General features: G+C 60.8%; 16 protein-coding genes. 4 read left to right on the forward strand and 12 right to left on the reverse strand.

Features of this window, described 5'->3' with window-relative positions; translation table 11 throughout:
- Window positions 1-77: 77 nt before the first annotated feature.
- Both ACT3UE_RS11060 and ACT3UE_RS11065 read left to right on the forward strand, forming a co-directional pair.
- The gene (locus ACT3UE_RS11060) at window positions 78-1271 is read left to right on the forward strand and encodes a sensor histidine kinase (RefSeq protein WP_444566706.1); all 1194 of its coding nucleotides are present in this window, start codon (window positions 78-80) and stop codon (window positions 1269-1271) included.
- A complete protein-coding gene (locus ACT3UE_RS11065; protein ID WP_444566707.1) occupies window positions 1272-1961 on the forward strand; it encodes a response regulator in 690 nt (229 codons plus the stop codon).
- 29 nt (window positions 1962-1990) lie between these two features.
- On the opposite strand, the gene ACT3UE_RS11070 is transcribed toward ACT3UE_RS11065, so the two are convergent.
- The gene (locus ACT3UE_RS11070) at window positions 1991-3790 is read right to left on the reverse strand and encodes a glycosyltransferase (RefSeq protein WP_444566708.1); all 1800 of its coding nucleotides are present in this window, start codon (window positions 3788-3790) and stop codon (window positions 1991-1993) included.
- A gap of 110 nt (window positions 3791-3900) precedes the next feature.
- Here ACT3UE_RS11070 and ACT3UE_RS11075 point away from each other — a divergent pair, with 110 nt between their 5' ends.
- Window positions 3901-4296, forward strand: coding sequence for a response regulator transcription factor (locus ACT3UE_RS11075; protein ID WP_444566709.1), 396 nt, complete (start codon window positions 3901-3903; stop codon window positions 4294-4296).
- Window positions 4297-4392: 96 nt separating this feature from the next.
- Here the strand turns inward: ACT3UE_RS11075 and wecB are convergent, their stop codons facing one another.
- The 10 genes from wecB to ACT3UE_RS11125 form a co-directional block, all read right to left on the reverse strand.
- Window positions 4393-5556: a non-hydrolyzing UDP-N-acetylglucosamine 2-epimerase gene (gene wecB, locus ACT3UE_RS11080; RefSeq protein WP_444566732.1), complete on the reverse strand. Its 1164-nt coding sequence runs from the start codon at window positions 5554-5556 to the stop codon at window positions 4393-4395.
- A gap of 43 nt (window positions 5557-5599) precedes the next feature.
- Window positions 5600-6910 carry a UDP-N-acetyl-D-mannosamine dehydrogenase gene (gene wecC / locus ACT3UE_RS11085; protein ID WP_444566710.1) on the reverse strand — a complete coding sequence of 437 codons (1311 nt, stop codon included), beginning with the start codon at window positions 6908-6910 and terminating at the stop codon, window positions 5600-5602.
- A 274-nt stretch (window positions 6911-7184) separates the two neighbouring features.
- Complete coding sequence (locus tag ACT3UE_RS11090) at window positions 7185-8393, reverse strand: glycosyltransferase family 4 protein (RefSeq protein ID WP_444566711.1); 1209 nt, start codon at window positions 8391-8393, stop codon at window positions 7185-7187.
- Window positions 8390-9157 carry a DUF6270 domain-containing protein gene (locus ACT3UE_RS11095; RefSeq protein WP_444566712.1) on the reverse strand — a complete coding sequence of 256 codons (768 nt, stop codon included), beginning with the start codon at window positions 9155-9157 and terminating at the stop codon, window positions 8390-8392. Before ACT3UE_RS11095 ends, ACT3UE_RS11090 begins: the two co-directional genes overlap by 4 nt.
- 34 nt (window positions 9158-9191) lie before the next feature.
- Window positions 9192-11072, reverse strand: coding sequence for a hypothetical protein (locus tag ACT3UE_RS11100; protein WP_444566713.1), 1881 nt, complete (start codon window positions 11070-11072; stop codon window positions 9192-9194).
- 552 nt (window positions 11073-11624) lie between these two features.
- A complete protein-coding gene (locus ACT3UE_RS11105; protein ID WP_444566714.1) occupies window positions 11625-16013 on the reverse strand; it encodes a glycosyltransferase in 4389 nt (1462 codons plus the stop codon).
- Window positions 16014-16065: 52 nt separating this feature from the next.
- Window positions 16066-16866, reverse strand: a complete 801-nt coding sequence (locus ACT3UE_RS11110) for an ATP-binding cassette domain-containing protein (protein WP_444566715.1) — start codon at window positions 16864-16866, stop codon at window positions 16066-16068.
- Entirely contained in the window at window positions 16847-17734 is an 888-nt protein-coding gene (locus ACT3UE_RS11115) for an ABC transporter permease (protein WP_444566716.1), read from the reverse strand. The genes ACT3UE_RS11110 and ACT3UE_RS11115 overlap by 20 nt, the downstream gene beginning before the upstream one ends.
- Window positions 17727-19073, reverse strand: coding sequence for a glycosyltransferase family 4 protein (locus ACT3UE_RS11120; RefSeq protein ID WP_444566717.1), 1347 nt, complete (start codon window positions 19071-19073; stop codon window positions 17727-17729). Before ACT3UE_RS11120 ends, ACT3UE_RS11115 begins: the two co-directional genes overlap by 8 nt.
- A gap of 1405 nt (window positions 19074-20478) precedes the next feature.
- Window positions 20479-20823: a hypothetical protein gene (locus ACT3UE_RS11125; RefSeq protein ID WP_444566718.1), complete on the reverse strand. Its 345-nt coding sequence runs from the start codon at window positions 20821-20823 to the stop codon at window positions 20479-20481.
- 127 nt (window positions 20824-20950) lie between these two features.
- On the opposite strand from ACT3UE_RS11125, the gene ACT3UE_RS11130 reads away from it, so the two are divergent.
- On the forward strand, window positions 20951-21439 hold the full coding sequence (locus ACT3UE_RS11130) for a hypothetical protein (protein ID WP_444566719.1): 489 nt from the start codon (window positions 20951-20953) through the stop codon (window positions 21437-21439).
- Between the two features lie 41 nt (window positions 21440-21480).
- On the opposite strand, the gene ACT3UE_RS11135 is transcribed toward ACT3UE_RS11130, so the two are convergent.
- On the reverse strand, window positions 21481-22872 hold the full coding sequence (locus tag ACT3UE_RS11135; RefSeq protein ID WP_444566733.1) for an IS1182 family transposase: 1392 nt from the start codon (window positions 22870-22872) through the stop codon (window positions 21481-21483).
- Window positions 22873-23017 lie beyond the last annotated feature (145 nt).

Consider the following 23017-nt stretch of genomic DNA (forward strand, 5'->3'; position numbering starts at 1 on the left):
TGTGGCTGCTCTCGACCGAGCCCAGACCATACCGAGGTATGACGCGGGGCGGGGACGACCAAAAGTAGAGTAGATCCATGACCCCGCACCGCACCCTGGATGTTTGGATCCGAAACCACCCGGGCAAAGTCGACGGGGCACTAGCCATCGGGCTGTGGTTGCTCCTCACCCTGTCGGTCTTCCTCTTGGGTGGTTTTTCCGGGCAGCACCGTGTCCTCGAGTTCATCGTCGGATCGCTGCAAGTCCTGCCGCTGATCTGGCGGCGCTCCCATCTGCTGTTGAGCAGCGCCGTCGTCGTGTTGGGTTGCCTGCTCCAGGTCATGCTGATTCCGTCATTCCTTCCTTCCCAGGTCACCGTGCCGATCGTGGTCTATACCTTGGCGAAGTATGGGAAACGTTGGACCTCCTACGCAGGACTCGGCGCCGGCATGCTCGGGGCCATATTGGCCACACTGCGCTATGGAAATCCGACCGGGCAGGCCATCGGCCTCCACATGCTGCCGAGCCTCGTGGGTCTGGCGTTGATCGTGCTCGTGGCCTGGACCTTTGGAGACCTGGCCCGTACCCGCAGATTAGCCATGCAAGCCTTGTCCGACCGGGCCAGCCGGCTGGAAATCGAACGCCAACAGGAACGCGATCTTGCCGCCTCCGACGAACGCGGCCGGATTGCCCGGGAAATGCATGACATCGTTGCCCATTCGCTTTCGGTCATCATCACCCAGGCCGACGGTGCCCGCTACGCCAGCGAACACGACCCCGAGGTTGCGCGCGAAACCCTGGGCACCATTTCGGAAACCGGCCGAAAATCATTGCGCGAGATGCGCCGGCTGCTCGGTGTCCTGCGTGGCGACGAGCAAGCCTCCACTCGCCCGTTGCCCACGCTGGCCGATATCGACTGGCTCTTGGACGAAACACGGACCGCTGGATTGGAAGTGACCTCCACCCTCGCGGGGTCCCCGCGACGTGAGCTCCCACCCGGCGCGGAATTGACCGCCTACCGCGCCATCCAGGAAGCGCTGACCAACACCATCAAACACGCTGGCCCGGCCGCTTCCTCCGAGGTCCACCTGGAATGGACCTCCACCGGTCTCGAAGTGGAAGTCACCGACGACGGACGTGGTGCAGCAGCCACCGAGGAGAACATCGGGGCCCGTCAAGGACTCATCGGCATGGCCGAGCGGGTCGCCCTCTACGATGGACGCATTGAGACCGGTCCACGGAGCACCGGTGGATTCTCCGCCCGCATCTTCATCCCCTACACCGAGGACTAAGTGGACACCCAGCCCAGCACCCCGATCGCCGTCGCACTGGTCGACGACCAGCTCCTGGTCCGCAGCGGATTCCGCATGCTGATCAACTCGCAGCCCGACCTCGAGGTGGTTGCCGAGGCAGCCAACGGTCGGGAGGCCCTCGCCTCCCCCGCACTGGCCCGGGCCGACGTCGTCCTCATGGATGTGCGCATGCCCGAGATGGACGGGATTGAGACGACCGCCAAACTCCTGGCCCCTCGGCCGGGTACCGGACCGCGGATCATCGTGCTGACCACCTTCGACCTGGACGAGTACGCGCTGGCTGCCATCCATGCCGGTGCCAGCGGATTCCTCCTCAAAGACGCCCCTCCTGAAGAGCTGCTCGAGGCCATCCGCACGGTGTACCGAGGGGATGCGGTGATCGCCCCATCGACCACCCGGCGCCTCCTGGACCACGTCGCCCCGATGCTGCGCCAACCGGCAGCGACGACCTCGGGGCATGAGGCAGCCGTGGCTTCGCTGACGGCCCGTGAACGTGAAGTCTTCGAACTCATCGCCTGGGGCAAAGCCAATCCGGAGATCGCCGCCGAACTGTTCCTCTCCGAAGCGACCGTGAAGACGCATGTGGGGCGCATCTTATCCAAACTGCAGGCCCGTGACCGAGTCCAGGTAGTCGTCATCGCCTATGCCACCGGGGTCGTCACCCCGTAGACCTCTCCAGGTGGCGGCTACGCCGCGGCCTACGGCTCAGGAGTCAGGCTGAGGTAGATCCTTGACAGTTCCACCACGGTCTCGTCACCAATGATTTTCAGGTCAGCAAGGACGCCGCGCGAGGTGTCGTAGTCTTCAGCATGCGCCAGCTCCAGCATGCGTGCCCCGGCCGCTTCCAAACGAGGGGCGCCGACCATGGCCGCCGAGACACGGATGCTGCCCGCCGCATCCCGGGCGGCATCGAAGGAGCCTGAAGCAACAGCTTCCTCCAAACCGGCCATCCGACGCGGCCACATGACGGCGAACCTGCGGACGAATTCGAGCGCTGCGGCGGAGTCGGGACCCAGATCCGAGGCCAGTTCCTCGATGGCTTCCTCGGCAACCAACGGCACGTGGGCAACTCTGAACAGGCCGGCCATCGTAGGGGTGTTCCCCTCGGCGTTCCGCGGCGTCTTCGCCCAGCCGGTCCGACCCATGGTCATTCTTGCCATCGCGCGAGGATAGTAGAGGTAGGTCGCATAAAGGTAGACGAGGGCGCCCAGCCCCACAAAGATCCCGCCGAATCCTGCTCCTCCTTCGGACCGGGTGCGCCGGCGATACAGCAGTCCCCAACTGGCATAGGGCAAGATGAGGAAAGCCAGCGCAGCGGCCGCTGGAAAGATCAGATCCGAGCCGACGAGGAATCCGAGTCGATCCTCACGGATGGCTAGCCACGTCAGCACGGGCAGGGCCAACAGATTGAACATCATGATGAACGGCTGGGACATGAAGTAGTGGATTTCCGTCAGCCCCGACAGGCCGAGTGCCTTGGATCGGCGGAGCTCGGGCAGCTGCGAACCACATTCGAGGTTCCCCTGAGACCAACGGGTACGTTGGGTGAGGAGCCTGCGCAGATAGGGCAGTGCCTCTTGGGAAACATGGGCTTCGGGGACGTAGTGGTTGCGGTGCCCCAGTCCGATGATCCTCAAACCCAGCTCATAGTCCTCGGCCAGTTTATTCCCCCACGGGTCCCCGTGGGCCTCGCTGAGCTCGTCCAAGACCGATAGCCGGGTGAATTGGCCGTTTCCTCCCATGCCGACGGTGCCGGTCCGGACGCGCAGCATTTGCATGGCCGAGTTGGTGGTTCGGAACTCGAGGTCCTGCATCCGCACGAGATACCGGGCCAGCAGGTTGCCCAGCCGGCCCCGGTCGGGGCGCGGTCGACGATCGTCCCGGTTTTTCATCCACACTTCGAGTTGAGCGGCGCCGACGGTTTGGTCGCCGAACGTTTGCGGTCCGGCCAGATGATCCAGGGCCCCGTCGGAGAGGTAGCCGTCCGCGTCGAGGATGCCGATGACGGTGGCTCCGCGACGTTGTGGGTCCTGGCCAATGAATGTGGACACGATGCCATAGGCGTAGTTCAGTGCCTTGCCCTTGCCGATGCGTGCCTCGGGCTTCACCCTGCTGATGAGGTGCACGTGGTCGTCCACGTCCCGAGCCCGGCGGACCACTACTGCCGTGGAGTCCTCGCTGGCATCATCGATCACCCAGACGTGGGCGTTCGGGAAGGATGTGCGCGCGGAGGAAATGGTCGCTGCAATGACGGTTTCCTCGTCCCGGCAGGGAACCAGGAAGTGCCATTCGAGGGTGTGCGGATCACCTGCGGTGTTGGGTTTCCACCGCAGGTATCCCATGATCAACAGGGAAATGTACGTCAGGGCGCAGGCAGCAGTGAAGGTCACGATCAACAAGAGCACGTCAACCAGGGCATGCTCACCGAAGACCGCGAAGAGACCGGATGCCGCGAACACCTGGAAGGCCGCAAAGCCGTAGACAAGGGCCAAGGCCAAGAGTGGAAACGTATCGGCAGGACGTCGCCACGCGACGTGACGTCCCATATGCCCCCTCCCCCCCCAATGCAGCGGCAGTGCACGCCTGGCGCTACCAACGAGACAACCACATGATGATCGTGGATAATCTAAGTATGCCTGAAAACACTGGTCAGACGGCAATAGTGGTCGAAGACGACGACGACATCCGCGGCCTTCTGCACATCGTCCTCGATCAAATGGGGTTCCACGTCATCGAGGTGGAAACCGGGGAAGACGCCGTGGAAGCCGTTCGAGCACATGAACCGGCCCTCGTCACCTTGGACATCGGCCTTCCTGGAGCGGACGGCATCGAGGTCCTGGGCTGGCTGCGCGAATTCCATACCGGCACCATCGTGATGGTCACAGCCCGCGGGCGTGATGCCGATACGGAGCAGGCTTTGGCCGCAGGTGCCGATGGCTACATCGTCAAGCCTTTCCGACCACGTTCTTTACGTGAGGATCTGCACCGGATTCTGGACCGTTAGTTCACGGCAACAACGAAGCGGGTACAGGTCAAATCTGTGACCTCCACCCGCTTCGTGTCCCGACTGCTGGAAACCGAAACCGGCCGTCGGGATGGACTAATCCAAGAGCACCAAAGGTTCGCCATCAAAGTCCGGCATCCGGACCCCCACCCCCAGCAACTCTGCAAGCGCAGCAACCGTCCGGGCGGCTGCTTGTCCATCACCATAGGGGTTCACAGCGTTGGCCATTTCTTCGTAGGCCGCACGGTCGTTCAACAACGTGCTGACCTCGTCGACGATGCGCTGCTCGGCAGTTCCGATGAGTTTGACGGTGCCGGCCACGACGGCCTCGGGACGTTCGGTGTTTTCACGCATCACCAGCACGGGCTTCCCGAGTCCTGGAGCTTCCTCTTGGACACCACCGGAGTCGGTCAGCACGACCTCGGCGGCTGCCAACATGCGCGTGAATTCACCGTAGGCCAACGGCTCGGTGACCGTGACATTGGACTTGTCGGCGATGGCCGGAAGTAGTGCCTCACGAACGACGGGGTTCCGGTGGGCGGGCAAGACGAAGTGCACGTCCGGCTCGGAGTCGGCCAACCGGGCCAAGGCCCGTCCAATGCCGAGCATGGCCTCGCCCTGATTTTCCCGACGATGGCTAGTGACCAGTACCAGTCGTTTTCCCGCTCCGACGAGGTGTTCCAGTTCCGGGTCGGTGAACGGCACTTGGCGTTCAACCACTTCGAAAAGGGCATCGATCACCGTATTGCCGGTGACAGCAATGGTGGTGGGATCGACGTTCTCCCGAAGGAGGTTATCCCGGCTCGTGCCTGTGGGCGCCAGGTGCAGGCTGGTGACTTGCGAAGTGACCTTACGGTTGGCCTCCTCGGGGAACGGAGAGGAGATGTCGAAACTGCGCAGCCCGGCTTCAACATGGATCACCGGGATCCCGAGGTTGAAAGCGGCCAGGGCACCCGCGGTAACGGTGGTCGTGTCGCCCTGCACGATGACGGCGTCCGGTTTTTCATTGGCCAGAATGGCATCCAAACCTGTAATGGTTTTGGCCAGGACCCCGTTCAGCGTCTGGCGCGGCAGGATGATATTCAGATCGTGCCGCGGCGTGATGCCGAAGAGTTCGTTGACCTGGTCCAGCATTTCCCGGTGCTGTCCCGTCACGGTGACGATGCACTCGAACTGGCTCGAGGCCTCCAAGGCCTTGACGATCGGAGCCATTTTGATGGCCTCAGGGCGGGTGCCGTAGATCGGCATGATTTTGAGCACGTGACTACCTTCCAGTGAAGTATTCATGGTCGTTCGCAGGTAACTAGCGCGACACGAGTGCGTGGGCGAGGTCATCGGGCATTCCGGGGATTGCTTCAACCGTTCCCGCTTGCCCGCCCGGACGGTCCCAAATGCCGCGAGTGTCAATCACGTGCTTACCGGCTAGCGCCACGGCAGGAACCGCCTTGAACTGATCGTGGTCAACCAACAAAAGCACGACGTCAGCTTCTTCGAGGGCGGAGTCGATGTCGGTCAATTCGATGTTGGAGTGCGCTTCAAGCGTCTTGGGTAGGGATTCGATATGCGGCTCGACAGCGAGGATGCGGTTGTCAGCGAACTCTCCGGCTACCCGGGACGCGATCCCGATCGCCGGGGACTCTCGCAAATCGTCGATATTCGCCTTGAACGCGAGTCCGAGGACGGCAACAGTGGCGATGGGCCCCGCGCTCTTGAGCGCTTCCTCCACTTTGCCGACAACCCATCCTGGCTTGCTGTCATTCGACTCGCGAGCCTGGCGAATCAGTTTTGAATCCTCGGGAGCTGCAGCAACAATGAACCATGGGTCTACAGCGATACAGTGTCCGCCAACGCCGGGGCCCGGCTGCAGGATATTGACTCGCGGGTGGCGGTTGGCCAGTTCGATGAGTTCCCAGACGTTGATCCCGAGCTTGTCGGAGATCACCGAGAGCTCATTGGCGAAGGCGATGTTCACGTCACGGTAGGAGTTCTCCACCAGTTTCGCCATTTCAGCGGTCTTGGCATCGGTCAGGAGGATTTCTGCGTCGCAGAAGGTCGCGTAGAGGTCGCGAGCTGCTTCGGCTGCCTCACGTGTCATGCCGCCAACGATGCGGTCATTGGTGACGAGCTCGACCATGACGCGACCTGGCAGTACGCGTTCGGGGCAGTGCGCAATCTTCAGAGTGTCGAGGCTGAGGTCGGGGCGGGCTGCCAGCAGGCGGTTGGCCATGTGTTCGGTGGCGCCAGGAGGGGATGTCGATTCGAGAATCACGAGCTCATCACCGTGCAGTTGCGGGGCGATCTTATCGGCCGCTGCCTCGATGTAAGACAGGTCTGCTGAATGATCTGCGTTGAACGGAGTAGGAACTGCGACGATGAAAGCGTCGGCGGCTGGGGTTTCGAAAGATGCGCTCAGGGTGCCTTGCGCTACCGCTCCGGCGACGAAGGCGCCGAGGTCGGGTTCCACGAATGGCACTTGTCCTGCATTGACCGCATCAATGGTCCGCTGGCTGACATCCACGCCCTGCACGTTTAGCCCGTTGGCCGCCAGAATGGCCGCGGTGGGTAGTCCAATGTATCCAAGCCCTACGACTACCACGTCTTTGATTTCCGTCATAACCCCTCATCATGATCAAGCGGATGCAGCTACCTTCAATTTCGCGCGAGTTTGACTTCTATTGGCCCCCCACACGAAATGGACGAAACCAAATAAAATAAATAAATTAGTCCGTCGCTTAATGTATCATTATCCATTTTTCACACGGATTAACCGCCGGACATCACACGAATCCTCTTCTCGGCTGCGCGACGCACCAACGACCACCTCCCAACCAATCCTGTATCCCAGGATGCGGAGCTTCTTGTCGCAGTACTCGGGCCCAAAGAGGTAGCTAGCCCCTGCGACCGTTGTGGCTAACGGCAAGTCCGCCCAAGAAGTCCATATACCGATGGGCTAGATCACGCATATTTGCGTGCTCGACCACCCACTGTTGTCCGTTCTTCTTCGAAGCGAGCCGTTCGTGATCATCTGCCAAAGCCATCCACAGCCGTGCGATGGATCTGGGTTCCGCGGCAACGACATCTCCCGCGCCGTTTGTTTCGATCAGTGTGGCGGCCTCACCGCGCAGCACCGCGGTGATGTGCCGGCCAGTCGCCATTAATTCGTAGGTTTTCGAAGGAATCGTCCACCTGAAGCTAGGCCAATCGGAGCGAAGCGCAACTACGCAGGTGTCCGCCCATTCGTAGTGCTGGACAAGGCTCTGGCCATCCACGCCTTCTACGAAATCTATGCTGGCATCCAGCGAGCTCGCGAGGTTCTCCAGTCGCTGCTTGGCCGTTCCCCCCCCGACGAATCGGACGTCCACGGTGTCGCCGACCATGGCGACGGCCCGCACGACGACATCCAGTCCTTGGCTTTCACCGTGGTTCCCCATATAAAGAACACGCAGAGGCCCCTCATGCTCCCGTCGGGTATCGACCTGGGGCAATCGTTCGGCGCTAATGCCATTATGCACGGTCACTGCCCGCTTTATTCCCCGGGCCTCCAGCTGCTGGCGGAAGCCCTGGGTAACTGTGACGACCAGATCCGCTTGGTGCTGTACACCGGTCATGACAGCGTCCAATACGGTAGTCACCCTACTGGTGCTAACACGGGAATCATGGACCAAGTCAGGCCAGGCGTCACGCATCTCCACCACCAGTGGACGACGTCGGATCTTGGCGATCATCCATCCGGCAACGATGTGCGGAAGACTGGGAATCGTGACCACTATAACGTCGGGACGTGGCGCAAAAAGAGCTCGCGGAACACTCATCGCGGCTGTCAGGCAATGCCTGGCCAAGCGTCCAGCTCGCGAATCTCCTACGTCAAAACTTGGTAAGCGCCGAATAGATTCGCCTGAGGGGCCAGCTTGAGCGCCTACTCCCCACTTGTCCCATCTGCGCGGGCTACACGTCGAACCATCCGCAGCTGAAGGGTGTGGTGCGACGACATCAACGTGCCATCCCTGCTCCCGAAAGACTTGGATGAACGCCATCCATCGACGTTGTGGCGGTGTGCTCTCGGGCCAATATGAGTGGGTCACCAGCATGAGCCTCATGCGCGTTCCCCTGACTGGGGAACATCGATGGAGCCTACTGGTCGAGGTGGTAGGGCACGTACCTGTTCAGCCATCCATGAATAGGCAGCTGGAATATAATGATACGGGGCCACTCCCCATTGATGGTTGTCATCCGAGAGGACCAGTTCATGGGGTAGCTTCGGGACCCGGAGTCCCAATTCGCGTAGATAGGCGTAGTACGGCTCGTAGAGCTCATTCATAGTCGACGGCGGCTCATTTCGGAATCCGGCTACCTCTATACCCGATTGCGTGTGAGAGGCCCACGGGGTGTCAAAAACTAGAGTACGGTCCAAAACGGATTCTTTTTGCAGTACCCGGACCAGTTGCCGCGCGCTATAGCTCCACAGTTTGAAATGCCTGTCCGTCGCAAAGCGAACGGAAGGATCTTTCGTGGTCAGCGACTTCCCGAGCGGGCTCCGAGCCAGTTCATTCGAACGCGTCAGGAATCCTTGTTGATACTGGCGAACGCCCAAACGTTCCACAATTAAATCCATGACGATGGCATCGCTGGCGCCCGCGAAGCGCTGCAGCATGGGGAACAGGTTTGCATGCAAGTCACCCCGAAGTTGTCGCTGTTGAAATGGCGACGCCAATTGAGTACGTTCCTTTTGAACAACGATGGGAGCGTGCCCCGAGCTCACCAATGATTGCCGGGCTACATAGCCCAGGAGTTTGTACTCGGTTTTCAATAGCTCAAAGCTGTCGCGGGAGACGCACCCTCCATACGCAAAAATTCCCTTCATCCCTTCCTTTCACGTCAACGAGGGCGATAATATCCTACGCGCTGGCGCCAGACACGAATGACCATCGGTACACTTTGGATCCTCGTGAGTAGTACAACTCTCCGTTCCCGCTCAGGACCAGGTTGCCCCCGCGCGCGATGTCCCTGCGAGTCAAGTCGGCCTTGTCGATGAGGAAGACCTTGCCCCGGGCGCACCCAGCAAGTTGCTGGCCCACATCCACAAGATTCCGTCCCCTTGCATAGGACTTGGTATCGCGCGCTTTGGAATATCGCTTCTTTCGCTTGACCTTTAGCGTTTCAGAATCCAGTTCGAAGATGGTGTCCACGCTCCATCCCCAGAGCATTCCATCCGCGTCGAACATCAAGGTAGAAACTGTCGCATCCCCCGGCACCGGAATCACTGTTTTCTCAATTTGGCCCGAATGTGAGTCAACTAGAATCACCGTACCGTCTCCCGGATCGCGGGCGGTCCCTAGACCTCCGGTTGCCCCCGTGCCAACATAGAGACGACCTTTGGAATGGGCCAATGTCAAGGGGGATCGATTCGGCGCAATATTAGTCACGGCTTTTTCGATGCCATCCTCGACATGCAGGAACGTCAACGCCCCTCCTGATCGTCCGTACACAGGGATCGATGCGATGGCCGCTCGTCCTTCTCCGAGGTCCTCAATGGCCACCGGACGGTCCTGCCCCTGTTCCAAGGACCAGCTTGCTACCGGCGCCGAAAACGAATCCGATCCGCCGTGGAGCAGGTGGATGATGGCACCCGGATAGGTACCGACCAAGAGATCATCGCCACTGGTCCCAAAGGACTCGATTTGTCCACGCAGTGCGTGCTGAACGTCTGCCGCGCCGTCACCGCTCAGCTCAACGAAGTACGAGGTCGTTCCGTACCCGCCGACCAATACCCTTCCCTCTGATTCAACACCCAGGCATCGGATCTGTACCGGAGCCGGAGTGCCTGCGGATGACTTTTGCGTCAATTTATCCTTGTCTCGATCCCACCTCAGGATGTCGCCACTGACGTTAATCGTCACCAGCGAGGCTCGTTCTCCAGTGATCTTTTGCCAGGTATGGCCCCGGAGCGTGGAGACTGATTCTCCACCAGCCAGGACATGGTCTCGATCCGAGGCCACCTCAGTACTGTGCAATTCCCCACTGGAACTAACCCAGTAGAGGGCTGCAGGTTCTCCGGGTTCGGAAGCAGCCAGTCCCCTGACGGCTCCGGAAATTTCTCCACCCCACTTCCGCTCCTGCGCGTCATAGGCGTAGATGACGTCTTCCGAATCCACCCTTGCGAAAACATGGGTTCCAACGACGGCCGTGTCATAGACGAAGTCCCGCTTGACGTTCTTTTTGGACTCTGGGAGTGGGATCCGCCGTTTGGTTCCTTTGAGCGTATCCACCTGCCACAAGGCCGGATCGGCCGTACCGGTACCGACATAGGCGATGTTCCTGACCGTGCTGATACCCATTGAATATTTATTCTTTGCACCAAGTCGCCCGAAGTCCCGCCAAGTTTCATCTTTTGGGTCATATGCGAGCAGGCGCGCCGTCGGATATGTGGTGAACAAGATGCGTCCGTCGTCCAAGCCCGCCGCGTTCCAATATGCGTCCCGACTCATGGCTGGGCCGGCTGGCAGTTTCACCAGCTTTCGGGTGTCGACGTCATAGGAATAAGCTCGGCCATCCTGCAGCCCGATGTAGATTTTCCGGTCCTTGGCGCCCGTGGCCAAAGCGCGGGTGGAAACCGATTGCCCTGCGCCACCGTTCAACGCTGCCGAAGAGACCAGATGACCACTACGCGTGTTCACTAGGCTCATCTGTGCAGGTTCTCCTGATGCCACGTATGCCGTGAGCGGTTCGCCGCGAGTATCCCTGGTGAAGGTGGCGGTTGCTGCAATGATGGCGGCCACGGGGCTGCCAACATCATGCTGCCCTACAGACTGGGAAGTGTCCCTAGGTGAGACGCTAGGGCTTGGAGAGCCATCCAACGGTGTGGGCGTAGGCTTACAGCCGGCACTCCCCGCAGCCACGGCTCCGGCCACTGCCATGCCGAGGACAGTTCGACGCCGGTAGTCGGTGGCGGAATGCGACGCAACTGTAGCGTCCATTTCGGTTTCCTTCTTCATGCTCGCTTCAGCGATGTAGAGCCCGATGCTCGACCAGTTCTCAAGGATCGCAGCTTGGCTTTGGCAGGGGGTCGGCTTGTAGACTCGGTTCCGCGCTCCACACCGAGAGCGCTGGAAGAAAGCGAGTCCATGTGCCCGAGCCACTCATTCCGGGAGCTCGACACCAACGTTCCCGTCGCCGAGTCACCAGTACGCCTCATGCGTCCGTTCCCCAAACGTCGACCAGGAGGCGCAGATCCTCTGGGTCGACCCAAACTCGCCGGAGAGTGAAACGTGTCCAAGGGCTCATGTTTTTCACCCTGATTGCCTTTGTGCTCACTACTTCGGGTTTGTTCTTCATTGGCTAGCCCCGAGAATGAGATCGCCTAGCCTTTGATGTATTTCCACCGGAGAGAAGTGTTCCACGGCAAAGGCCTTCGCTGCATCACATTTCGCTGAATACCGCTGCGGGTCCTCCGCGCTGTCTCTAATTTCCAGCAACATGGATTCAACGTTGAGATGCAGCCAACTCTTCGGATAAATAAGCCCCGCACCCGGCCACGCCAAGGAGACGGGCATGGCCCCTGACGCAGCACCGTCCGCCAATGTGAGGTGAAAAGACTCAAAATCACTCGTGGACAGGGCGACACCAATTCCCGCATACCAATCGGCCATGTCGTCACCGTGCGGATCGAAATGGACGGCACCTCTCAGACGTGAATCATCGGAAATGCGTCGCTGCAACTCGTTGTAGTACCCCATCTCGCCGGCCCGGCCAAGCATCCAAGGATACTCCTCCGGGCGACGCCCTTTCACTCGAAGTGTGAAACGACGATCGTTCTCACGCAAACGCGCGATCAGGGTCAAAGCGCGGTCCAGATGTTTTTGCCGTGGGACCATGCCGACGATCCCCAGTGTATGCCGCCGTTCCGGCTGCCCTGCCGCTCCTGCGGGCTCAATGCCGAGGGTATTGGGGACCACGCTGGTCCGTTCGATGTCATAGCCGAATCGGCGAAGTGCCACCTGACGGACGAATTCACCCACAAATACCGTGTGGTCAATCAGCCCAACATCGAGACGATGTAGGTAAGGAGTGAATAGTTCTTGTGAATGGAACCTGCTCGTCAACCGCTGGCCAGCAGTCCGGTATCTGGCGTACCACTCGACATTTCCCAACGACCACTCACAAAAGATCGTGTCCGCATCAGCCAAGAGCCGCTTGCTGCGCTCGGCATCGTGGACTGCGTGGCCATCCCATACATCCGTCGTCACGTGATGACCTTGTTGCTGCATCCAATCCATGATGCCACCGGCGAATTTCAGGTCGTGGCCTGCCACGAGCACCCGTCGGGATTCGTGGAGCACTTCGATGCGCTCGCGTGAGGGAGCCGTGACCGAAGGAGTCGTGCTGAAGTTCCGACGCAAAGTGAGCACCGGGGCCGAATCCTCCCCACGCTCTTCCCCGCCTAGACACGGTGCCCCGGAGACCCGCTCGCCGTGCACCCAGAGCGTTTTACCCACCGAAGTCACGTCGTCACGACTTAGCTGGACGCGGCCGGAGGTGAATTCCGCCGCACGACACAGGTCTTCGGCCGCGACGACATCGGAGAGCGCGGCTCCGAGCCGGCAGCTCAGTCCGGGCACTTTTCCGCCAGCCTCACCCCAGAGAACCGCGATCCCGTTATCGGTCAGCTGTCGAGCTACCTCCTGAGAGCGATTGTCTTCGGCCGAGACCACACCAACGGCGTCTGGTCGGTGGGTTTGCTCCAGGATCAACGCTGTCGTGGGTGACTCAAGGTCGTCGACAATCAGCGTATATGGCACGAGCTGCGGCGTTTTCACGAGAAGGCCAGCGGTGCGCAACATGTAGGCCAGCCGGTGGGAAGCCAAATGTGCCCTATACGTGTAGCGATGCACGTTCCAGGCATCAGCATTGCGTTCAGGTTCGTTTTCCATCCACAGTTGGGCAATCAATCCTGCTTCAGTAGCGTCTGCCGTGGTCGGAACCATGCCGTTGAAAACGGTGTCCACGCCATTTCCCGGTCCCGAGAGGACCGGTGTGCCGCTGGCGGCGAGTTCCACGACACGACGGGAGAACATCGTCGGAGAGTCGGTGACGGAATTGACGTTGAGGTGCACCGGGTGCGTTTTATAAGCCTGAACCATCTCCATGTAGTCAAGACCGCCGCGCACGAAGTCCGCCAACTCGGCCGGGAAGTGGTACGGCGATTCCGGCAGATTAGCCTGCCTGTCGTAGATAGCCAAGCCATAGGGTTGTCCTGCGCTCAAAAGTGTTGACAGCACTCTGGAGCGTTCCGGGTAGCGTTCCCCATAGAACGTACCGCCATAGGCAATGCTGTGCTCCACGCGGCGCTCGGTGTGCATGGGGTTGTGTAGGCTGGGTTGCGCCCAAAATGGTAGTGAGCCAATGCTCGAGTTGGATGCACCGCGATGCTCGTAGTAGCTCGGAATTCGATCCGCGTCGGTGGTGAACACGTGATCGAAGAGTTTGGCAGTCAGCCTGAACCTGCTGAAGTGAATCGGGTCTTCCTTATTCCAAAAGATGGTGGGGATTCCACGCGAGCGGCAGTATGTCACCATGGCCTTCAACTCTGCGAACGATGATTCGTCGTAGTAGCCGACTTTGCCACGCCATAAACCGTCATTGCCTTCCCAAGCGGATTCGACCAAAAGGGCGTCAATGTTCTGGGATTCCAATTGCTGACGCCAGGTTCCGGGCGCTGGCAGGACGAGTTGGCATTCGGAGGCCAGCGAGCTCCGGGTGAATTCATCGGAGATCAGGGCGAGTCTTGTCTTCGACAGCTCCTTGGCCCCTACATCCGGGGCGCACATGTCATGGTCAAGTGTCCGATGTGCTCGTCTCACTTCTTCCGCCATGGCCGACCAGCTACGGTGCTCCACGACCCATGAACGAGCGGCACGTCCAATGTCGGCCCGACGTTCTGGGTTGTCAGCAAGTTCCACCAGAGCCCGGGCCATCGCGTCCGTGTCGCCTGCAGGGAAGATCAGTCCACGATCCGCGTCATGACCGAAAATATCGACTAGCGGAGCCACATCCGAGGCGACGACCGGCCGACCGGCGGCCATGGCCTCTAGTGGTTTGAGGGGGGACACCATTTCAGTGATCTGGTTGGACAGGCGTGGGCAGACGACGATATCCATCGCCGAGAGATAGCGCGGAATTTCAGATGACGGGGCACGCCCGGCGAAAACGACGCTGTTGGCCGGCAGCAATTCCGCCGCCCGTTGTTTCATGGCTGCCAGTGCCGGCCCGTCCCCTACGACCAACAGGACGAGTTCGGGTCGGATTTGCACAGCCCGGGAGAAAGCCTCGACCAGCAGTTGGGGGCCTTCGTAGTCGAGCACGCTGCCCGCGTAGCCGATGACCGTGCTGGTCTTCGATGTTTGGATGCGTCCCAGGATTTCGCGCCCCGCCGGAAGTGGGGCGAACTCATACGGGTCGGCGGCATTCGGCAACAGAGTGATTCGGCCCGGTTCCACGCCACGACGGATGAGTTCGTCACGGACCTGTCCGGTAATGGCCAGGACCTTGTCTGCGCCGGTAGCGACCATGGTCTCGAGCTCAACAGCTAGATGGTGTCGTTCAGAAGACCCCCATTCACTGTTCCGAGAGGCTTCAGTGATTTCCCAAAAACCACGAACCTCGTAGACGAAGGGGACTCCCAGACGACGTGCCGCCATGAGGGCTGGCAGAGCCGTGACATGGTTGGAAGCCGCGTGAATCAGACTGGCGCGTTGGATCACGGCTTCGCGTCCAATGATGTCGGCCGCATACTGGAAATACAGATCGAGAGGATCCTGAACGAGGGACGGACCGGGGCTGAATATGTGCCGCAGCCCATTGATATCTCGTTCGAATCGACTCTCTGACGGAGCCGATTCTTCAGTTTTCGCGTCCCATGGATATCCGGGTCGCGCCATGACCACCACATCGTCCTGCTCCGCCATCGCTTGCGTCAGGCCGGCAGTCCGGGTCGCGTACCCGTTGGAGTTGAACTCCCCCGTACTATGTGCGCAGTAGAGGATCTTGCCGCGTTGCGCCTGGTACCCAATAGTCGGTTGGCGTGGAGGAAGTGACGGCAGTTCGCGAAGCAGCCGTGCGGCGCCAACCACTTGCCGCGTGAACGAGGCTTCTGTTCCCACCGAGTCCGTGTCTAGACCGCCCAGTAGTTTTGCGGGCTCCGAGATCTTCCCTTCACGCAAATACAAATGCTTGGCCCAGCGAATCCGTTCTGTTATAGACGCATTCTCGGGAACTGCACCCGATGGCATTGCCGACGAAGATGCTTCACCGATATGTTGCTCGGGCCGTTGGGCACCGCCTTCACCGTAAGCCCCGCGCAGCAATCGCCGTGTTCTGCGAACGGGAGCGACCACGATTTTCGCCAACCGAACGTGGGGCGAAGCCTTCAAAGTCTCATAGGCGGACTTGAACTTTTCGGTTCGAGCCGTCTGACGCTCATAAAGTGCCTTTTGTGCGTCGCGGTTCGCTTCAGCCTGGGCCCTTCGTTGGGCTTCCTGCCGTTGTTCCTGACGCAATGACTGCAGCTCACTGGCTTGTCGTGTCAACAACAAGTCGGCTCTGTAGAGCTCGTTGCGAAGTTCGTCCGTCGTGCGGGCAGCATACTTACCGGAATTTACGGCTCGATGGCGTATCGCCCGGTCAAGCGTCGATTCGTCGGGCCGGTCTTCGGTGAAGCTCACGGGGAGGCTCGTCCTTTCAACGGTCGTTTTATGCAGGAACTCAATGGACTACTCAGGGGGAAACCGTGTTGATCTGCAGCCCAGGGTAGTGCCGCGCGTAGCGACGGTACATTTGCGCGGTCTTCTCCTTGTCGTCTCGGACACTTTCCAAGCGACTGTAATTACGCACCACGTCTTTGCTGGGCGCGTCCATGATGATGGCTCCTTGGTGGAGCCAGACGATCCGGCTGCACACTTTGCGGATCAACTGGGGGTCACGCCCGGCAAGCACCAGGGAACCCCCCAATCGAAGATGCCGTTCAATTCCGTGCCTGCCATCCTCGTCAATCAACGCCCGGCCTCTCTCCAGAGGCTCTTCGATCAACAGGAGCGAAGGTCCGGCATGGAGGTGGGTCGCCAGTCGTGCGCGCTCGATCTCGCGGGGTTCCAGTTCGCCGCACTGAGTTTCTGCCTGGCCGTCCATATCGAGGCGTTTGAGGATACGACTCACTGCCGCCTTGAGACGGGCCCCATTCAGTTCCAGAGACATGGCGACGCGTTCCATGTTGAACCGTAGGGTTTCATCCATATCGAAGGCCGAACCGGCGTCCATCACGACGGGCTGCGATCGCACGAATACCTGTCCGGAGGCGGGAGCCAGCAGCCCGGATGCAACTTCCTTCAGCAGCGATACGCCGTCGGATGCGCTACCCAGGACTCCCACGGCTTCGCCTTCTCGGACGACGAAGGATACCTCGTCTAAGTCCGTGGCTTGCCGTCGCGAGGCCTTTCCTGTCTTCTTCCCCGAAACGGTAACTGCATTGAACACCAGCGATGGTGCCGTGGGTTCTGGGTCAGTCAGTGGTGATGACATAAGTTCCTTCCCCACGCCAGATCAGCCAAAGCCCCACCATTGTTATACCGAGCGCCCAAAAGAGAACCATCAGCCAAGAGTGTAGATCCGGGATCGTCTCATAAAGCAAGACATCGCGGGCGATCGTCAGCACGTGGTGCATTGGATTCCAGTCGACCAGCGGCCCAAAGATCGGGTGGGCGTTCGTCAACCGATCAACGGAGAACATCACCCCTGAGGCGTAAAGCCAAGCGCGCATGCCGACGCTCAGCAGATTCTTGAGATCATGCACACGCGCCACGACGTGTGCGGCGACCAGCGAGAAACCGATCATCAATAGTCCCTGTAGTGCCATCAGAGGGACGAAGAGCAAGGACATCCACCCAAGATTCTCCACCGGCGGCGCAATGATGATGATGAGCATCATCGCCAGGTACGAAGGTATGCCGGAGAGCCAGCGCTGAACGTTGTTGATGACGGGCAACATCGCCACTGGAAGGTTATTGGAGCCCAGAAGCTTGCGCCCACTATAAATGGAATCAGCGCTCGCATTGATAGCACCCGTGGTCATTTGGAACATGAAGATGCCGACGAGGAGATAACCGATGAAGTTGTCGATGCCCTTGTTGACCTGGAATACGAAACCGAAAACGATGTAGTAGATCATCCCACTGAATATCGGGTTGAGAATCAACCATAAGCTTCCCAGCTTATTTCGTTGATGGCCGCTCACGATCTTGCTGCGTGCTTCGTGAAATGCCAGTGTCCGAGCATCCCACATCCGCAGGAGGTACTCGGCCATCCCTCCATGCGTGCCGGGTTGACGCATACCCGTGATGTCAACGTAGACCACTGGTTTCTGCACGGTATCTACCGGTTGTTCACTCATCTTCCGTGCTCTCCCTCCCGGTCAAGGTGGCGTATTGAACCAAGCTGGCGCTCGCGCTACGAGTCCAGGTTCGCTCCGTCAAAGCTATCTCTCGACCTCGTGCCCCCATGGATGCACGGAGTTCGGCGTCATCAACCAACCGTTCCAAAGCGGTAGCAAACCCAGCTACGTCCCCAGCCTCAACGGTGATGCCGGTGTCACTATCTGTCACGATTTCTCGCAGGGCTGGCAAGTCGCTGGCAACCACCGGCCGGGAACTGGCCATGGCCTCTACGGGTTTCAGCGGCGTCACAGCGCGGGTGACGGCATGATCTTGGCGCGGAACGACGAAGATATCCAGAGCTTGATGGTAGCGGGCCGCCTCTTCACGGGGTACCCGCCCGGGCAAGACCTCAGCGGGATCCAAACCGACCGCCGCTGCCTGACGGCGCAGGGCAGGCGCCGCAGCTCCATCACCCACGATCAGGAGTCGGAGACCATCGCGACGTGCTGTCAACTGCCCGAACGCCTGGATCAGGGTGTCAAGGCCTTCATAGGTGACCAAGCTGCTGACAGTGCCGATGTGGAGGTCCTGCATCGGAAGTCCCAATTCCCGGCGAGCCTTGCTCGGTGTCATTGGCTCCTCGAGGAAATCCTCGCCCACCCCATTTGGCGCCAGCCTAATGCTTTCTCTGGCCACACCGGCAACGACAAGCCCTTGACGCATTTCCGCGCCCAGGGTGATGACGCCGTCCGCTGCGTTGGCGACCTCGGTTTCGCGGCGTTGAAAGGACAGATACCGCTCACTCTCCACGGCTTCTGGACCTCGCTGAGAGGCCCAGGTGTCAGCTAGCTGACCGCGTACTTCATAGACCCAAGGAATGCCGACGGCCTCGGCCACTGCGCGCACGGTCAAACCGTTCACGAAGTGCGTCGTGGTGTGCAGGATGCTCGGACGCAGCCGCAGAACCAGCTCGAGCAAGGCCTCGGCTTCCTGCTGTTGGCGTTGCCGGAGGTTTCCCTGTCGTCCGTTGGAAGCCAAGCGGTGGTAGTTCACACGGTCGATCACATCTAGTGCTGAGGCATTGAACGAACCAATGCTCTGCGGATAACCCAATCGTGTGGCTGCGTGGACAACCCACCCTGCGGCGAACTGCTCTCGCAGTATCGAATGGGTGCGCTGCGCATAACCCGATTCGGTATAGGGCAGAGAGTTAGTCACCAAATGAAGTACCGTATGCGGCATCGGAACGAAGTCGCCAACTCGTGGCAGTTGGGGTGTCCAGCTGCCGAAGACTTCCGCCTCGCCTCGGTATCGGTCCCCTAGGCGCTCAGAGTCCTTGCCATCGTTTTCGAGCATCTCCACCGCCTGAGTCATATGCCCGCGGTACCAAAGGAGCTTCGCCCGCGTGATGGCCCCTCCCCTGACACTGTCAGGGATGTTTTCGGCGAAGCGTCCGGCAAGATCCGGAAGATCCCCGGCCAGGGCTAAATCGGCAAAGTGCTTGGCAGACCTCGGGGACACCTCATGGCCACGCCCCTGCTCCAACCGTTCCGCAAGCGAAACTTGGTCCCCGGCTAGCAACGCGACCAATGCGGCGGCTCGACGCGACGGAATCCAGCTGTCTCGGCGATTCAGGCCCTCCAGAAGTGCTCTGGTCGTCCTGTTCCCACGCCGACGTTGAATGTTGAGAAGAAACAGCGCCGGATCTTCCCTCCAGTTTCGACGTACGGTGTGTCGCAGTGCAATGAGGCGTCGAACAGAAAGCGGCAATACGGCGGTGCTCCGCCGTAGGCGGCGTTCGATGGTGTCAACCGGAATAATGGTCTTCCTTCTACTACCTTGTTGAGGGCTCGTTGACTCTGGTGTCGCCGCCATTCGACTACTATCCCCTGGACTTTCGCCCGGGCCGTCGGAAAACCACGATGAAGTACCAGATCCCTGCCGCCACCACGAGAACGCCGACGATCACGTTGATCAGGGTTTGCGGAACCCCGGTCTTCGCAGCCTGATCCTTGGCCTGAGCTGTAGGGCTTGAAGACGTGGTTTCCTGAGGCTCCGCGCTTGGACTGGCGACGGCCGAAGCCGATGAAGACGTCGGGGTAGCGGGCGTCGAGCTAGACTCCGAAGGCGCTGCCGATGAGCCGGCTGCCGCTGAAGGTGTGGGTTCTTCGGATTCAGAAGGTGACGGTGTGGGTGTTTCCGATGACGTCCCCTTCACGATTCCCTGGGAGAAGTCATAGATGAAACCGCTGGGTTCGTGGGTGTCACGAAGAAGCATCTTCCCGCTAGCGGGCACGATGAGGAAACCTGTCCTCGGGTGAATCGGGTACCCGGTAGCTGCATCCAGCGGGAACCCTGTCCGCGGGTCGACTGCGGTACGAGGAGCCGGTGCAGGCGGATCGGGAACCGTGGCAGGTGGGCCGACTCGTGACCCAGCCCCATTGCCTTCATCGGGATTCGGGGCAGGCTGCGGAGGCACAGGCTGTGCCGGTTTCTTGGTGACTGGAACTTTGGTGGATGGCGCACTGCTTGAATCCGGAGCGGTACTCGACTGATCCGGGGGCGTTGTTTCTTCCGGGATTGCCAAAGCGCCGGAAACACCAGTCGCGAACATGAGCAACCCCAACCCCACAATGGCGCAGAGGCGCAGCAGTGAGCGCTGAGCACGGCGTCGAGTCATGCCAGCCAGTCCCCCATTTCCATATTGCGGTGACGAAGAGTCACCCGGGACATCATATCCAACGATGACCGGACTCCGGCATTAGCGGCGGTACTGGGGTTTCGGCTTGGGCTGGCGGACGAACACGAAGAAGTACCAGAGCCCTCCCAAGGCCAGCAGGGTACCCAAACCAATGGCCGGGGCCGAAGGCGACATGACCAGTCCCATCACTGCGGAGGGGCGCCCAGTGGAAGCCTCCGCCTGCTGGGCCGGGTTCGACGGCGGAAGGACGCCTGCGGCGTTCGTTGCCCCGTCCCCGGCGCCGGCCGAGGACTCCGGCTCCCCAGGTGCCGAGCTGCCGTCGTGGTCTTGGATGGAGAGCTTCACGCTCTGGGTGGCCTGGTCGTAGACGAAGTCGCTGGCCTCCAGCGAACCACGCACCAGCATCCGTCCGGTGCCCGGTTCGATGAGTAACCCGGTCTTCGGGTGGATGGGATAGCCGCTGGCCGGATCGATCAGAAACCCAGTCCGGGCGTCGCGGGCACCATACTGTGCTCCCGGGCGCGGCCCCTGGGTGTTGGTCGAGGACTGTCCGGGCCCCGGGCTGCGCGTCGAGCTGCCGGGCTTGGACGGGTACTTCGGGGGCTTCGGTGGTGCCGGGATGACCCCCGGCGAGGTTTTCGACGGCGTGGTCGACGGCATGGCCGACGGCGCCGGGGCGGGGGGCTCCGCCGAGGAGCTCGAGGAAGGCCCGCTGGATCCCGAGGAGGAGCCAGGCTCCGAGGGCTGCGTCGAGGATGGCGGCGGGGTCGTGGGATCCGTGCTGGGCGGCTCCGTCGTGGGGTCGACCGGCTCCGTCGGTTCCGTTGATTCCGATGGCTCTGGTGTTTCCGTCGGTTCCGTCGGCTGTGAAGATTCACTAGGTGCGTGGGTCGGTAGTGGTTTGATGCCGGCCGGCGTTTCGTTGGAATATCACTCAGGGGATCGAGGCGGAATGATCCAGCTTGTGAGTCCGGCCGGTCATGGTCGCGGGCGTTCCCATGGTGCCGTTTTCAGCGCCTAATCAAGGGCTCCGGAAGCGCCTGCGTGGCCCCTGCCTACCGGTCAGGTGGCCGGATTGGCCCGGTATCCGTGCAGTTTCATCAGATTGTGGCAGGCTGCGATCAGCTTCCACTCACTGGCGGCCTGCTCCAAACCTCGCAACAGGACGTGCTTGCCCTGGCGGGTGTGGATCTGCCCGAAGACCGGTTCCACGATGGCCTTGCGCCTGGCGTAGGCCTTCCTGCCCGGGATGGTCTTCAGCTTACGCGCCATCCGTTCGCCGACGGTTGCGTTGGCGGGGATCCTGCCCCGGGGTGCCTCCGGGATCGGGGTGGAGTGCTTTATGCGCCGGGTGGAGATCAGGAACTCGGTGCCGTGTCCCTCTTGCAGGTTGCGGGCGTGTTCGAGGTTCGCCTTCGAGCAATACCCGGCATCGGCGAGCAACTGCCTGGGCATCGCCCCCAGGTTCTCCGACACCTGTTCGGCCATCGGTGCCAGCTGTCCGTAGTCGTTGGCCGCCTGGTTCATCTCGGCGGCGACGATGACCTGGTGGCCGGCATCGACCACGGCCTGGCCGTTGTAGCAGTAGTGGTAGGACCCGTCGGCGGTCTTCATGATCCGTGCATCCGGATCCGTGAAGTTTCGCTGCGCCGTCGGCTTCGGCACCGTCCTTTCGGCGGCTTTGGCCCCGGCCCCGGTGATGTCGTCATCGTCGTCCCCACGATCCCTCGCCTTCGCTTCCGCGTCGTCACGGGCCTTCTGGGCGGCTTCGGCCTCGATCGATTCCCTCGCGACCTGCATCGCTGCGGCCCGGCGTTCGCGGTTCGCCAGCTCCGCGGGCAGCTCGTCGCCGCGCTTCCCGACCCCGAATCGGGCATCCTCCTGCTCATCCACGGTCTTCGCTTCGGCCATCAGGTCGCTGATCTCATCGGCAAGGACCTTCTGCTTGGTCGACAGCCTCGCGTAGGACATGGCCTTGTGCCGGGAGGCATTGGCCCGGACCTTCGTCCCGTCCAAGGCGACTTGGCCCAGCTTGAGCATCCCCGCGGCCCGGCAGAGTTCCAGGGCCTGCAGGAACACGTTCGCCAACGCGGCCAGGTGGCGTTCGCGGAAGCGACCAATCGAGCGGAAATCCGGGGCCTGCTGGGCGGCCAACCAGCGGAAGGCCACCACATCGGTGCAGGCCTTCTCCAACTCACGCGAGGACCTCACCCCGACGCAGTAGCCGTAGAGCACGATGCGCAGCATCAATCGCGGCTCGTAGGGCGGCTGGCCCTTGGCATTGCGATAGGAATCATAGAACCGGTCCAGATCCAGCTCATGGTCCACGAGCTCGGCGATGAACCGCGCCAGGTGGTTGGCCGGCAACCACTCATCCAACGAAGGCGGCACCAGCATCACCGCGTTCGGCTCGAACGCCTTGAATCGCTTGCGGGCCCCGCCGTTGGCATCCATCCGGTCATCGACAGCAGGCTCAATCCGCTCGACGAGGGACTCATCGAACAAGCCATCAGGGCCGGGAGAACTGGTATCCATACCCCCAATTCTCCCAGCCGCCGGGTAGAAGGACCGGCTATTGCATCGGCGTTTTAAAGTTCGG

Origin of the sequence: Arthrobacter sp. 179, assembly GCF_052379645.1 — a bacterium.
Taxonomy (GTDB): Bacteria; Actinomycetota; Actinomycetes; order Actinomycetales; family Micrococcaceae; genus Arthrobacter_H.

What these genes read in the sequence shown, in the direction of transcription:
- ACT3UE_RS11115 (WP_444566716.1), bottom strand. Translation starts at nt 17,734, where the DNA reads ATGAGTGAACAACCGGTAGATACCGTGCAGAAACCAGTGGTCTACGTT.
- ACT3UE_RS11095 (WP_444566712.1), bottom strand. Translation starts at nt 9,157, where the DNA reads ATGAAGGGAATTTTTGCGTATGGAGGGTGCGTCTCCCGCGACAGCTTT.
- ACT3UE_RS11125 (WP_444566718.1), bottom strand. Translation starts at nt 20,823, where the DNA reads ATGCTGGTGCGTGGTTCGCTGGAGGCCAGCGACTTCGTCTACGACCAG.
- ACT3UE_RS11075 (WP_444566709.1), top strand. Translation starts at nt 3,901, where the DNA reads ATGATGATCGTGGATAATCTAAGTATGCCTGAAAACACTGGTCAGACG.
- ACT3UE_RS11110 (WP_444566715.1), bottom strand. Translation starts at nt 16,866, where the DNA reads ATGTCATCACCACTGACTGACCCAGAACCCACGGCACCATCGCTGGTG.
- ACT3UE_RS11090 (WP_444566711.1), bottom strand. Translation starts at nt 8,393, where the DNA reads ATGAGGCTCATGCTGGTGACCCACTCATATTGGCCCGAGAGCACACCG.
- ACT3UE_RS11060 (WP_444566706.1), top strand. Translation starts at nt 78, where the DNA reads ATGACCCCGCACCGCACCCTGGATGTTTGGATCCGAAACCACCCGGGC.
- wecC (WP_444566710.1), bottom strand. Translation starts at nt 6,910, where the DNA reads ATGACGGAAATCAAAGACGTGGTAGTCGTAGGGCTTGGATACATTGGA.
- ACT3UE_RS11135 (WP_444566733.1), bottom strand. Translation starts at nt 22,872, where the DNA reads ATGGATGCCAACGGCGGGGCCCGCAAGCGATTCAAGGCGTTCGAGCCG.
- ACT3UE_RS11120 (WP_444566717.1), bottom strand. Translation starts at nt 19,073, where the DNA reads ATGCTCGAAAACGATGGCAAGGACTCTGAGCGCCTAGGGGACCGATAC.